The organism is Aliiroseovarius sp. PTFE2010 (genome assembly GCF_049943335.1).
Taxonomy (GTDB): domain Bacteria; phylum Pseudomonadota; class Alphaproteobacteria; order Rhodobacterales; family Rhodobacteraceae; genus JBNFVY01.
Genome location: NZ_JBNFVY010000003.1, coordinates 283295 through 295627, shown reverse-complemented (window position 1 = coordinate 295627; position 12333 = coordinate 283295). Strand labels below are relative to the sequence as shown.

The following is a 12333-nucleotide window of genomic DNA, read 5'->3' as shown; positions in this document are numbered from 1 at the left end:
TATGTCAGACGCCGGGGCGTTTCAAAGCGCCTTTTGCAGGTTCTCATCGATCTTTTCCAAAAAGCCCATCGTGGTCAGCCATTTTTGATAGGGGCCCACCAATAGGGCCAGATCCTTGGTCATGAAACCGCTTTCAACAGTGTCCACGACGACCTTTTCCAGGGTCTCGGCAAACCGGCCCAGCTCGGCGTTGCTGTCCAGTTTGGCGCGGTGCTTCAGCCCGCCTGTCCATGCATAGATCGACGCAATCGAATTTGTCGACGTGGCTTCGCCCGCCTGGTGCTGGCGGTAATGGCGGGTGACGGTGCCATGGGCGGCTTCGGCTTCGACTATTTTGCCATCGGGCGTCATCAATTGACTGGTCATCAGGCCCAGCGACCCAAAGCCCTGCGCTACGGTATCAGATTGTACGTCGCCATCGTAGTTTTTGCAGGCCCACACAAATCCACCTGACCATTTCAGGCAACACGCCACCATGTCGTCGATCAGGCGGTGTTCATACCAGATGCCGGCTTCTTTGAATTTCCGCTCAAATTCTTCTTCGTAGACTTGCTGGAAGATATCCTTGAACCGACCGTCATAGGTCTTGAGGATCGTGTTCTTGGTGCTGAGATAGACCGGCCAGCCGATATCCAGCCCATACATCAGCGATGCGCGGGCAAAGTCGCGGATGGAATCGTCGCGGTTGTACATCCCCATGAAAACCCCGGACGACGGTGCGTCATAGACGTCTTTTTCGATTTCGGTGCCGTCTTCGCCCACGAATTTCATGGTCAGCTTTCCCGCGCCGGGAAAGTGGAAATCCTTGGCCATATACTGATCCCCGAAGGCATGGCGGCCCACAACGATGGGCTGCGTCCAGCCGGGGACAAGGCGCGGCACGTTCTTGCAAATGATGGGTTTGCGGAACACAACGCCGCCAAGGATATTGCGGATCGTGCCGTTGGGGCTGCGCCACATCTCTTTCAGGCCGAATTCCTCGACCCGTTGCTCATCGGGCGTGATTGTGGCGCATTTGACGGCCACACCGACGGCGCGGGTTTTTTCGGCGGCATCTATGGTGATCTGGTCATTGGTGCGGTCGCGTTCTTCGATCCCCAGATCGTAGTACAGCAGGTCGATGTCCAGATAGGGCAGAATTAGCTTTTCCTTGATGAAATGCCACATGATGCGGGTCATTTCGTCGCCGTCCATTTCAACAATGGGGTTGTCTACCTTGATTTTGGACATCGGACACTCGCGGTTGGATTGTTACCTGCAGCCTAGCTCATGGTCTGCAGCAATCCAATGTCCAAACCAAGACGCGGGGCGCTAACCGATCAAAGCGCCGACAAGATAAGCAACTATGGCACAAATGCCGCCGATCAACACGGCTTCGCCAACGCATTTTTCAACCCGTTCGCCGGTGGCAAGCCACCGCAAGAGCCCCAACAAAACAAGGGCCACAAACGTCGCGATGATGGACAGCGTCAGTTCCGAGCCGGACGTGAAGGGCACCAGATATGGAAGCAGCGGAATGACCCCGAACACGACAAAGGAAAAGAAAGTCGCCCAAGCCCCAACCACCAGATCGCCGCCGTTGGGCGGCTCCATTCCATAGACGCGGGCCATGATCAGGTCGCTGGTCAGGTCGGGATTGCGGGCCAGAATGGATTTGAGACTGTCCAGATCGTCCGGGCGCACATTCGCGTTGGCAAAATAGGGCACCAACGGATCCACAGCCGTCGACCCATGCGTGGCGATCATGTTCATCTGGGCCCGTTTGCGGGCCCGATAGAGCCCGTGACGGGATCTGCCCGACAGGAATTCACCCAGCCCCATAGACACCGCGTCAGCGAAGAGGTTGGCAAAGCCGAAGACCAACACGGCCACAGCGCCGATTTGCGCCGCGCCTTGGGCGTTGGCACCCGCGAACCCTGCCACAATTGCAAAAGTCGTGACGATACCGTCGTTGCCCCCGTAGACAATCTGTTTGAGAAAATCGCGCGGGGCGCTCCGGGCACGGGTCGGTGTCGAACCGGAAGTTTGGGTCATGGCAGATCTCCTGAGGCGCCACGGTAACAGGGCACCGCACCAGTACAATGAGATAAGTCAAATGCGCCCGTGTTCGACAAACCACGTCAGGCAAAGGTCTTTGACATGGGCCCAGATGGCAGGCGCGCCGCGTGCAATCTTGGTGCCGACGCGCGCGTCAAGCTGGGCGAAAGTCACATCGTAATCCACCCACGATCCACCGCCGTTTGCCAGGTTGCCCAGAACCGGCTGCACCCGGTCGATGGATTTGGCAAAAATGGAATCTGGGGTTTCGGCGGCTTCGAATTCTTCCCACAGCGTCCGGAATTGGGTGGCGATGTCGGTGGGCAAAAGGCCAAACAGCCGGTCTGCAGCGGCGCGCTCGGCGGCTTCCAGTGCGACGGGATCGTGATCGCCGTGGATCGGCGCATCGCCGGCGTCTATTTCGACAATATCGTGCAGGATCAACATTTGGATCACCCGCGCGATTGCGACCCCGTCTGCCGCCTGATCCCCAAGGACCAGCGCATAAAGGGCAATGTGCCAACTGTGTTCGGCTGAGTTTTCATGGCGCGACCCGTCAATCAGCCGCGAGGCGCGCAATTCGCACTTGAGCTTGTCAACCTCGCCCAGAAAGGCCAGCGATTGACGCAGCCGCGGCGTGACCTGTCGGTTGTCGGCCCATGCCCGTGTCACCTCAAGCAAGTCAGGCACATGTTGCGCGGAGCGGCTGACCCGCCCGTCCCGCAGATTGTCGGTGCAGATAGCCATTTCTTCGCTGTCGCGCGGCACGCTGGCCAGGGCCAACCAGACCGAGGACAGATGATCGATCGCCTTGGCATAGCGTGCAGTCGCGGTTCGGGCGGTTTCGAATTCTTCCCACTGGGCACGCAGGTGGGGGCCGGTGTGCGGTAGCAGCCCGTACAGCCGGTCCGCGCCTTGCGCTTCGGCCAAAGCGACAGCGGCAGGGTCGTGGGGCAGATGGATCGGGTGATCGCCCGCGTCGATTTCGACAAGGTCGTGCAGCAGCGCCATGCGCAACGCGCTGTCCAGATCAACGCCCGGTTCGGCATGTTCGGCCATGACCATCATGGCCAGTGCAACATGCCAGCTGTGTTCGGCTGCGTTTTCTGGGCGGGATCGGTTGGTCAGCCAGTTGGCCCGTTCGACGGACTTAAGACGATCCGCTTCGTTCAGGAAGGTGAACTTCGCTGAAAGCGGGTCGGTCATAGGTTGACGCTTGTGCGGGCCATGAGGATCAACGCCATGATGGCCAGCAGCCCGAACGACGCCAGCAAGGCCTGCGCGCGGGCCCGGCGCAGGCGCAAACCTGCGCGCGTTTCGTGAAAAATCGCCTCGCCTTGCGCGTCGAAGGGTTGGGCGTTGCGCCGCTCTGAGGCGCTCATGTTGGCCCAGTCCGCATTCGGATAAGTCTTGCGCAGGTTGTCCCGCAGGTCGCGCACGTCGCGATAATAGTGGCGCGTCAGATAGACCGCGCCCGCCGCCCAGACCAACGCAACAGCGCCGGCCGCAACGATCAGGGCTACCACCACGACCCGCGCGCCCTCAGCGCGACGTCTCGGTCAGGCGGCGGCGCACATAGGCATCCACCGTACCGATCATCTGTTCCATATGCGGATCCTCAAAGAAGTGACCGGCGCCTTCGACCTCTTCGTGGGTGATGGTGATCCCTTTTTGCTCGTGCAGCTTTTGCACCAGCGCGTCGGTATCCTTGGGCGGGGCCACACGGTCGGCGGTGCCATTGATGACCAATCCCGACGACGGGCAGGGCGCAAGAAACGAAAAGTCATACATGTTCGCAGGCGGGCTGACCGACACAAATCCGGTAATTTCGGGGCGTCGCATCAAAAGCTGCATCCCGATCCAGGCACCAAAGCTGAACCCGGCGACCCAGCAATGCTTGGCATTGGCGTTCATCGATTGCAGGTAATCCAGCGCCGATGCCGCATCCGACAGCTCACCCACGCCCTGGTCGTATTCGCCCTGGCTACGCCCGACACCCCGGAAATTGAACCGCAGAACGGTGAATCCCATTTGGTGGAAGGCATAGTGCAGGTTATACACGACGCGGTTGTTCATCGTGCCCCCGAACTGAGGATGCGGGTGCAGGATTATGGCAATCGGCGCGTCTTTTTCCTTTTGCGGATGATAGCGGCCTTCAAGACGGCCTTCAGGGCCGGGAAAGATAACTTCGGGCATTCTTTGTCCCAATCTCCTCGGGGGTCCCGGCCATTCTTGACGAATTTGCTCGGACACCTTAGAACAATTCTAAATTTGCCCAAATCGGGCAAACAGCGGCACGGGCCGCATGGGCGGATCGGATACTGACGTAAGCGTCTGACGGTCCAAGGTCAATCTGTTTGCGGGGGCAAGCGTCATGAAACTGAGCACGAAGGGTCGTTATGCGATGGTTGCGCTGGCTGATCTTGCGCTCCAGCCTGAAGGTACGCTGTTGTCGCTGGCCGAGCTGTCCAAGCGTCAGGATATCTCATTGCCCTATCTTGAACAGCTCTTCGTCAAGCTGCGCCGGGCCGAACTGGTCGAGTCGGTGCGCGGCCCGGGTGGCGGGTATCGTTTGGCCAGGTCGCCATCGGACATTCGTGTTTCGGACATCATGGAGGCCGTGGATGAAACCGTGTCGGCCATGCACACGGGGGCGGGCGCATCAGGCGGGGTGTCGGGCAGCCGCGCCCAGTCGATGACCAACCGCCTGTGGGAGGGGCTGTCGGCCCATGTCTACGTTTTCATGCACCAGACCCGGCTGGCCGACGTGGTACAAAACGAATTGCGCCCATGTCCGGCCGTTCCCACCCTGTTCGAGGTGGTCGACGAGTGAGCAAACCGCGCACATATCTTGACTGGAACGCCACGACGCCCCTGCGCCCCGAGGCGCGCGCTGCCATGATCGCGGCGATGGACGTTGTGGGCAACCCGTCGTCCGTGCACGGCGAAGGGCGCGCAGCCAAAGGGCTGATCGAACGCGCGCGCGGCCAGGTGGCGGCCGCTGTCGGCTGCAAACCCTCAGAAGTGGTTTTCACTTCGGGCGCGACCGAAGCGGCGATGATCCTGGCCCGCCAGCCCGACGAGTGCCGCGTGATCGTAGATGACACTGTCCATGATGCGGTTTGGTCGCATTTTGATCTGCCCGTCGGCGAACTGGGCGAACGGGGGTCAAGCCACACCTTGGCGATGGGATTGGCGAACAATGAAACGGGTATCATCTCACAGCCACCGACGCGCGAAGACGGGCTGTTCGTGTACCGCAACGTCCAGGCGAAACGGCTGTTGCTGGACCTGACACAGGCGATCGGGCGGATCGCGTTTGCGTTTTCCTGGTCGGATGCGGATTTCGCCATCCTGTCGGCGCACAAGCTGGGCGGGCCGAAAGGTGTCGGAGCCTTGATTGTCCGCGAAGGGCTGGATATTGCGCCCCTGGCCACGGGGGGCGGGCAGGAAATGGGGCGACGTGCGGGAACGGAAAACCTGATCGGGATCGCCGGTTTCGGCGCCGCCGCCGAAGCTGCCGCCGCGGATTTGGCAGCCGGCGTGTGGGACGCAGTGGCACAGCGCCGCGATCAATTGGAACAGCGTATTGCAAATGATGCGCCGGAAACCATCTGTGTAGGCAAGGATGCGGCGCGTCTGCCCAATACGTCGTGCCTTTTGTCGCCGGGGTGGAAAGGCGAAACCCAGGTCATGCAGATGGACCTGGCCGGATATGCGATCAGTGCCGGGTCGGCCTGTTCTTCGGGCAAGGTGCGCGCCAGCCGCGTGCTGCGCGCGATGGGATATGACGAAGCCGACGCCGCTTGTGCCATTCGCGTGTCGATCGGCCCAGAAACCACGGACGCGCAGTTGGGCGGTTTCGCTGACGCCTGGATCGCCGCACATCAAAGACACCGCGCCCGCGCGGCTTAACACGATAACGCACCGGGGTGCACCGCCCCGAAGGAAGGACAGAACATGGCATCGGTCGATGAGTTGAAAGCAAAAGACGGCGTCGAAGAAGAAACCGTCGAAGCCGTCAAGTCTCTGGCGGGCAAGTATAAGTACGGCTGGGAAACCGACATCGAAATGGAATATGCCCCCAAGGGGCTGTCCCCCGACATCGTCAAGTTGATTTCGGAAAAGAACGGCGAGCCTGAGTGGATGACCGACTGGCGTCTGCAGGCTTTTGAACGTTGGACCGGGTTGGATGAGCCTGACTGGGCAATGATCGACTATCCTGAAATCGACTTTCAGGATCAGTATTACTATGCCCGGCCCAAGAGCATGGACGTAAAGCCGAAATCACTGGAAGAAGTCGATCCCAAGCTGTTGGAAACCTATGAAAAACTGGGCATTCCGCTGAAGGAACAGATGATCCTTGCCGGTGTCGAAGGGGCCGAAGACCTGCCCGCCGATGGCCGCAAAGTGGCCGTGGACGCTGTGTTCGACAGCGTGTCGGTCGGCACCACGTTTCAGGCGGAACTGAAAAAAGCTGGCGTGATCTTCTGTTCGATCTCTGAAGCGATCCGCGAGCATCCCGACCTGGTGAAAAAATACCTCGGGTCGGTGGTGCCGGTGTCGGACAACTACTATGCGACGCTGAATTCGGCAGTGTTTTCAGACGGATCCTTTGTGTACGTCCCGCCCGGCGTGCGCTGCCCGATGGAACTGTCGACCTATTTCCGCATCAATGCCGAAAATACCGGTCAGTTCGAACGCACACTGATTATCGCCGACAAGGGCAGTTTCGTATCCTATCTGGAAGGCTGTACCGCCCCGCAGCGCGACACCTCTCAGTTGCACGCGGCCGTGGTGGAAATCATTGTCGAAGAGGACGCCGAGGTGAAATACTCGACCGTTCAGAACTGGTTCCCGGGGGACGAGGACGGCAAAGGCGGCATCTACAATTTCGTGACGAAACGGGCCGATTGCCGCGGTGATCGGTCCAAGGTCATGTGGACGCAGGTTGAAACCGGTTCGGCCGTGACGTGGAAATACCCGTCGTGCATCTTGCGCGGCGACGACAGTCAGGGCGAATTCTATTCGATTGCCATCACCAATAACTGGCAACAGGCTGATACCGGCACCAAGATGGTGCATCTTGGCAAAAACACCAAGAGCCGGATCGTGTCCAAGGGGATCAGCGCGGGTCAGGCCCAGAATACCTACCGTGGGCTGGTCAGCATGCATCCCAAGGCCAAGGACAGCCGCAATTATACCCAATGTGACAGCCTTTTGATCGGCGGCAACTGCGGGGCCCATACGGTGCCGTATATCGAGGTCAAGAATAACTCGTCACGTGTGGAACACGAGGCGACGACTTCGAAGGTGGATGAGGATCAACTGTTCTACTGCCGCCAGCGTGGCATGGATGAAGAAGAGGCCGTGGCGCTGGTTGTCAATGGGTTCTGCAAAGAGGTCCTGCAAGCCTTGCCAATGGAATTTGCCATGGAAGCCCAACAACTTGTGGCGATTTCCCTGGAGGGGTCAGTGGGGTGACCTACGGCGACCTGCAACTCTATGCCATTGGCGCGCTCGGACCGGCAATCGGGGTGTTTCTGGGGGTGCTGATCGGCCTGTCGATTAGCAAACGCGCTGGCAAGACCAACTGGCTCTTCCGCGAGTCGGTCTATGCGACCGCATTTCTTGCCTCGGCACTGGCTTTTGGCGTGGCCATACTTGTGCGTATGCTCATGGGGGGCGGCGCAATATGATCTCTTGTCATCCATACGGTGCCGTCAAGGCGGCAATTTCCCAAACTCTTCCGCAATTTTGCCAGATTGCGCGATCAGGATTGCGTCAAAGCAATTCGACGCAAGAGGCACATCATGGGATCCAGCCCGGGAACCGCGCAACAGTCTGGCTTCCAAGAGCGCTTGAAGCGCATCGAACAGCGCGGGCCGAATACGCTGGGCAAGGTCTATGTCGGGGACGGCGGTTCGGTCGACGCCAAAAAGTCCAGAAAAGCCAAGAATACCGTGGCCAAACCCCAAAAGAGCCGCCGCAGTTTTGCTGCCAAATTGGTCGGGGTCACAATTGCGGGAACACTGGGCTTTGGCGCGGTGCTGATCGCGCGCGTGGCCCTGTTCCATCTGCTTGGATTGCGCGACCCGATGGCCGACCCGGTGACACAGCTTTGGCAAGAGGGCGGTGCAGCGCTCGGCGCCGGGTTTCTGCTCGCGCTCATTTTCGGAACCCTGCGCAAAGGGCAACTCTTGATGCTGGTATTTGGCTTGGGGGCGGGTCTGACGCTGGGTCACAATACCGTGCACATGGCGCCACACCTGTGGGATCAGGCCACATCGCCGGTCTATACGAACAAGGTCATGCAAAGTGCCATGCCACGCTCGGCCGTTTTGCTGGACAAAATGATCCTGTTCTGAGCCTTGGCTCGGACGCACTGCGAACCTTAGACGAATATATCAACACCACACAAAGGGTCCTGCCGAACGCAGGGGCCCTTCTACCGCTTTGACGAGGAAAAAATGCTGAATATCAATAACCTCCACGTAAAACTTGAAGAAGAGGACAAGCAGATCCTGAAAGGTGTGGACTTGACGGTCGAGGCTGGCAAGGTTCATGCGATCATGGGGCCGAACGGATCGGGAAAATCGACGCTGTCTTATGTCCTGTCGGGGCGCGATGGCTATGAAGTGACCGAAGGCAGCGCCCATCTGGACGGCGAGGATCTGTTGGACATGGAGCCCGAGGACCGCGCCGCTGCCGGGCTGTTCCTGGCGTTTCAATACCCGGTCGAGATCCCGGGTGTGGGGAACATGACCTTTCTTCGCACAGCCCTGAACGCGCAGCGCAAGGCGCGTGGGCAGGACGAGCTGTCGGCGGGTGATTTCCTGAAACTGGTGCGCGCGAAGGCCAAGGATCTGAAAATCGACGCTGACATGCTCAAGCGTCCGGTGAACGTCGGATTCTCGGGTGGTGAGAAAAAGCGCAACGAAATCCTTCAGATGGCAATGCTTGAGCCGCGGATGTGTATCCTGGATGAAACCGACTCGGGGCTGGATGTCGATGCCATGAAACTGGTCGCAGACGGGGTGAACGCCCTACGCGACGAGGGCCGTGCATTCCTGGTGATCACCCACTACCAGCGTCTGCTCGATCACATCAAACCCGATGTCGTGCACATCATGGCCGATGGTCGCATCGTCAAAACGGGTGGGCCTGAACTGGCGCTGGAGGTTGAACACAACGGTTATGCCGACATTCTGGCGGAGACGGCGTGATGGCCAAACGAAACCTTGCACTGATCCAGGCGAAACGGGACGCGGCGGATGCGCGCTTGTCCGCGATCCCCCAAGGGGGCGCTTCATGGGCACAAGAGGCCCGCAAGGCGGCCGAAACGCGGGTTCGCGATATGGGCTTGCCGGGGCGGCGGGATGAATACTGGAAATACACCCGCCCCGACGATCTGACGGCGCCGCAGGCGCCCGAAGCGCCCGTGTTTGACCCGCAAGAAGCACCCGTTTTCGATGCGATCGACCGGTTGAAAATTGTGTTCGTTGATGGGGTTTTTGACGCTGATGCATCGGACGATCTGGCCCTGGCCGGGATCGAGATCGAGCGTTTGCAGCCCGCTATGCAGGCCGATATCCATTGGGCGGGTGATGTCTATGGCGTGCTCGAAACGGCTGGACACGATCCGGTCGAACGCCCCTTGGCCGCGCTCAACACCGCTTTGGCAACAGACGGTATCGTGATCCGCGCAACCGGCAAGGCCGCCAAACCGGTGAACTTGATTTATCTGCATCAGTCGGACAGGTCGGACGCGACGCTTCACCACGTCATCCGGGTCGAAAAGGGCGCTGAACTGACGGTTCTGGAAAACGGTCCGGCCGCGGCCCGGTTCTCAAAGGTGATGGAGGTTGACGTTGCTGATGGTGCCGCCTTTCATCACGTGCGCACACAGGGCCGCGATCACGAACGGCGCGCCTCGACGCATCTGTTCACGCGGCTTGGCACACAAAGCACGTTCAAGAGCTTTACCCTGACGGCCAATGGCGTGCTGACCCGCAACGAGGTGGTGATCGAACTGACCGGCGACGACGCGGTGGCCCACGTGGCCGGCGCTGCGATGGGAGACGGTGATTTTCATCATGACGACACGGTGTTCATCACGCATGACGCGGTGAATTGCGAAAGTCGTCAGGTGTTCAAAAAGGTGCTGCGCAACGGCGCCACCGGTGTGTTCCAGGGCAAGATCCTGGTGAAGCAAGGCGCGCAGAAGACCGATGGGTACCAGATCAGCCAATCGCTGCTTTTGGACGAGGACGCGCAATTCTACGCCAAGCCAGAGTTGGAAATCTACGCCGACGATGTCGCTTGCTCGCATGGCTCGACAAGCGGCGCGATCGACGAAGAGGCCCTGTTTTACCTGCGTTCGCGCGGTGTGCCAGAGTCCAATGCGCAGAACCTTCTGGTACTGGCGTTCCTTGCCGAAGCGATCGACGAAATCGAGGATGAGATGATCGCTGAGGATATTCTGTCGCGTTTGACGCAGTGGTTGGAGCGTCACGGGCGCGGATGAGTATCGTCACTGACATTGCCAAGACCTGGCGTGCACCACGTCAGGGCTTGCGCCGCCGGTTGGCCGGCGCGGACGAGGTGATGGCCATCGTCACCGTCATGCTGGGGTGCCTGATGATCTTTGTCTCGCAGTGGCCCGTGCACGCCCGCGCCGCGTATCTGGACCCCGAAGTACCACTGGGCGGACGTCTGGCCGGGGCAGGGGTGGCGCTGTTCATGGTGTTGCCAGTGCTGCTGTACGGGTTGGCGGCACTGTCGCGATTGATCGTTGGATTTTTCGGCGCGAAAGGCAGCTATTTCGGGGCGCGAATGGCGCTCTTCTGGGCGCTGCTTGCCGCCTCGCCGCTGTGGTTGCTGAATGGGATGTCGGTCGGGTTTGTCGGGCCGTCACCGGCCAGCACCATTACCGGCATCGCGGCACTTGGCGTCTTTGGCATCTTTTGGCTTGCCGGCCTGATCGAAACGCAATTTCCAGGCAAGGGGACTGCTCATGTATGATGTCGCTGCCATCCGGGCAGATTTTCCGATCCTGTCGCGCCAGGTGAACGGCAAGCCGCTGGTCTATTTGGACAATGGCGCCTCTGCCCAGAAACCAAAGGTTGTGATCGACGCGATCACCCATGCCTATACCCATGAATATTCGAACGTGCATCGCGGGTTGCATCATTTGTCCAACATCGCCACCGATCAGTACGAAGCGGTGCGGGGCAAGGTGGCGCGTTTCCTCAATGCAAAGTCGGAAGACGAAATCATTTTCAATTCCGGGGCGACCGAGGGGATCAACATGGTCGCCTTCAGCTGGGCGATGCCGCGTTTCGAGGCAGGCGACGAGATCGTTCTGTCGATCATGGAACATCACGCCAATATCGTTCCGTGGCATTTTCTGCGTGAACGCCAAGGCGTGGTGATCAAGTGGGTGGACTGCGCCGCCGACGGCAGTCTGGACCCGCAGGCGGTGATCGACGCAGTCGGCCCGAAAACCAAGCTGGTGGCCATCACTCATGTGTCGAACGTGCTGGGGACGGTGGTTGATGTGAAATCCATCTGCACCGGCGCGCGCGCCAAGGGCGTTCCCGTTCTGGTCGATGGCAGTCAGGGTGCGGTTCACATGCCCGTCGACGTGCAGGATATCGGTTGCGATTTTTACGCGATCACAGGGCATAAGCTCTATGGCCCGTCGGGGTCCGGCGCGATCTATGTGCGCGCCGATCGTCAGGCGCAGATGCGCCCCTTTATGGGGGGCGGCGACATGATCCGGGACGTGTCGCGCGATACCGTGATCTACAATGATCCGCCAATGAAATTCGAAGCCGGAACGCCCGGCATCGTTCAGACCATCGGCATGGGCGTTGCGCTGGATTACCTGATGGGCATCGGGATGGACAAGATCTCAGCACATGAGGCGGGGATTGCCGCCTATGCCTCGGAACGATTGCGCGGGTTGAACTGGGTCAATGTGCAGGGCAGCGCGCCCGAAAAAGCCGCGATATTTTCCTTTACGCTGGATGGGGCCGCCCATGCGCATGATCTGTCCACGGTTCTGGACAAGCGCGGGGTTGCGGTGCGGGCCGGCACCCATTGCGCCATGCCGTTGATGGAGCATCTGGGGGTGGGGGCGACCTGCCGCGCGTCCTTCGGCATGTACAATACGCAGCAAGAAGTGGACACGCTGATCTCGGCATTGGAGCTGTGCCATGAGTTGTTCGCCTGAGCCTTTTCATCGCCGGGCATCCATGCCAGTCTGACCGCGTTCAGTCACGAGGGGCAGAT

General features: G+C 59.8%; 14 protein-coding genes. 9 read left to right on the top strand and 5 right to left on the bottom strand.

Translation table 11 applies throughout. The features are described from left to right. Positions 1-21 precede the first annotated feature (21 nt). The 5 genes from ACP2AV_RS07490 to ACP2AV_RS07470 all read right to left on the bottom strand — a co-directional run bounded on the left by ACP2AV_RS07490 (position 22) and on the right by ACP2AV_RS07470 (position 4233). Positions 22-1230, bottom strand: coding sequence for an NADP-dependent isocitrate dehydrogenase (locus ACP2AV_RS07490; protein WP_426372074.1), 1209 nt, complete (start codon positions 1228-1230; stop codon positions 22-24). A gap of 81 nt (positions 1231-1311) precedes the next feature. Beyond that, positions 1312-2034, bottom strand: a complete 723-nt coding sequence (locus ACP2AV_RS07485) for a VIT1/CCC1 transporter family protein (RefSeq protein ID WP_426372073.1) — start codon at positions 2032-2034, stop codon at positions 1312-1314. A gap of 57 nt (positions 2035-2091) precedes the next feature. Continuing rightward, positions 2092-3243, bottom strand: coding sequence for an HD domain-containing protein (locus tag ACP2AV_RS07480; RefSeq protein ID WP_426372072.1), 1152 nt, complete (start codon positions 3241-3243; stop codon positions 2092-2094). Beyond that, complete coding sequence (locus tag ACP2AV_RS07475; RefSeq protein ID WP_426372071.1) at positions 3240-3566, bottom strand: hypothetical protein; 327 nt, start codon at positions 3564-3566, stop codon at positions 3240-3242. Before ACP2AV_RS07475 ends, ACP2AV_RS07480 begins: the two co-directional genes overlap by 4 nt. Positions 3567-3579: 13 nt before the next feature. Then, complete coding sequence (locus ACP2AV_RS07470) at positions 3580-4233, bottom strand: alpha/beta hydrolase (RefSeq protein ID WP_426372070.1); 654 nt, start codon at positions 4231-4233, stop codon at positions 3580-3582. A 178-nt stretch (positions 4234-4411) separates the two neighbouring features. On the opposite strand from ACP2AV_RS07470, the gene ACP2AV_RS07465 reads away from it, so the two are divergent. From ACP2AV_RS07465 to ACP2AV_RS07425, 9 genes are all read left to right on the top strand, one after another. After that, the gene (locus tag ACP2AV_RS07465) at positions 4412-4870 is read left to right on the top strand and encodes an Rrf2 family transcriptional regulator (protein ID WP_426372069.1); all 459 of its coding nucleotides are present in this window, start codon (positions 4412-4414) and stop codon (positions 4868-4870) included. Further along, positions 4867-5952 carry a cysteine desulfurase family protein gene (locus tag ACP2AV_RS07460; RefSeq protein ID WP_426372068.1) on the top strand — a complete coding sequence of 362 codons (1086 nt, stop codon included), beginning with the start codon at positions 4867-4869 and terminating at the stop codon, positions 5950-5952. Before ACP2AV_RS07465 ends, ACP2AV_RS07460 begins: the two co-directional genes overlap by 4 nt. A 45-nt stretch (positions 5953-5997) precedes the next feature. Continuing rightward, positions 5998-7521 carry a Fe-S cluster assembly protein SufB gene (gene sufB, locus ACP2AV_RS07455; protein ID WP_426372067.1) on the top strand — a complete coding sequence of 508 codons (1524 nt, stop codon included), beginning with the start codon at positions 5998-6000 and terminating at the stop codon, positions 7519-7521. Further along, complete coding sequence (locus tag ACP2AV_RS07450; RefSeq protein WP_426372066.1) at positions 7518-7736, top strand: hypothetical protein; 219 nt, start codon at positions 7518-7520, stop codon at positions 7734-7736. Before sufB ends, ACP2AV_RS07450 begins: the two co-directional genes overlap by 4 nt. Positions 7737-7850: 114 nt before the next feature. After that, the gene (locus tag ACP2AV_RS07445; protein ID WP_426372065.1) at positions 7851-8405 is read left to right on the top strand and encodes a hypothetical protein; all 555 of its coding nucleotides are present in this window, start codon (positions 7851-7853) and stop codon (positions 8403-8405) included. Between the two features lie 102 nt (positions 8406-8507). After that, on the top strand, positions 8508-9263 hold the full coding sequence (gene sufC / locus ACP2AV_RS07440) for a Fe-S cluster assembly ATPase SufC (RefSeq protein WP_426372064.1): 756 nt from the start codon (positions 8508-8510) through the stop codon (positions 9261-9263). Then, complete coding sequence (gene sufD, locus ACP2AV_RS07435) at positions 9263-10564, top strand: Fe-S cluster assembly protein SufD (protein ID WP_426372063.1); 1302 nt, start codon at positions 9263-9265, stop codon at positions 10562-10564. The genes sufC and sufD overlap by 1 nt, the downstream gene beginning before the upstream one ends. After that, the gene (locus ACP2AV_RS07430; RefSeq protein ID WP_426372062.1) at positions 10561-11061 is read left to right on the top strand and encodes a YIP1 family protein; all 501 of its coding nucleotides are present in this window, start codon (positions 10561-10563) and stop codon (positions 11059-11061) included. Before sufD ends, ACP2AV_RS07430 begins: the two co-directional genes overlap by 4 nt. Further along, the gene (locus ACP2AV_RS07425) at positions 11054-12274 is read left to right on the top strand and encodes a cysteine desulfurase (protein WP_426372061.1); all 1221 of its coding nucleotides are present in this window, start codon (positions 11054-11056) and stop codon (positions 12272-12274) included. The genes ACP2AV_RS07430 and ACP2AV_RS07425 overlap by 8 nt, the downstream gene beginning before the upstream one ends. Positions 12275-12333 lie beyond the last annotated feature (59 nt).

Coding starts and splice junctions, on each gene's coding strand:
- sufC (WP_426372064.1), top strand. CDS start 8,508: ATGCTGAATATCAATAACCTCCACGTAAAACTTGAAGAAGAGGACAAG.
- ACP2AV_RS07470 (WP_426372070.1), bottom strand. CDS start 4,233: ATGCCCGAAGTTATCTTTCCCGGCCCTGAAGGCCGTCTTGAAGGCCGC.
- ACP2AV_RS07425 (WP_426372061.1), top strand. CDS start 11,054: ATGTATGATGTCGCTGCCATCCGGGCAGATTTTCCGATCCTGTCGCGC.
- ACP2AV_RS07485 (WP_426372073.1), bottom strand. CDS start 2,034: ATGACCCAAACTTCCGGTTCGACACCGACCCGTGCCCGGAGCGCCCCG.
- ACP2AV_RS07480 (WP_426372072.1), bottom strand. CDS start 3,243: ATGACCGACCCGCTTTCAGCGAAGTTCACCTTCCTGAACGAAGCGGAT.
- ACP2AV_RS07465 (WP_426372069.1), top strand. CDS start 4,412: ATGAAACTGAGCACGAAGGGTCGTTATGCGATGGTTGCGCTGGCTGAT.
- sufB (WP_426372067.1), top strand. CDS start 5,998: ATGGCATCGGTCGATGAGTTGAAAGCAAAAGACGGCGTCGAAGAAGAA.
- sufD (WP_426372063.1), top strand. CDS start 9,263: ATGGCCAAACGAAACCTTGCACTGATCCAGGCGAAACGGGACGCGGCG.
- ACP2AV_RS07445 (WP_426372065.1), top strand. CDS start 7,851: ATGGGATCCAGCCCGGGAACCGCGCAACAGTCTGGCTTCCAAGAGCGC.
- ACP2AV_RS07490 (WP_426372074.1), bottom strand. CDS start 1,230: ATGTCCAAAATCAAGGTAGACAACCCCATTGTTGAAATGGACGGCGAC.
- ACP2AV_RS07430 (WP_426372062.1), top strand. CDS start 10,561: ATGAGTATCGTCACTGACATTGCCAAGACCTGGCGTGCACCACGTCAG.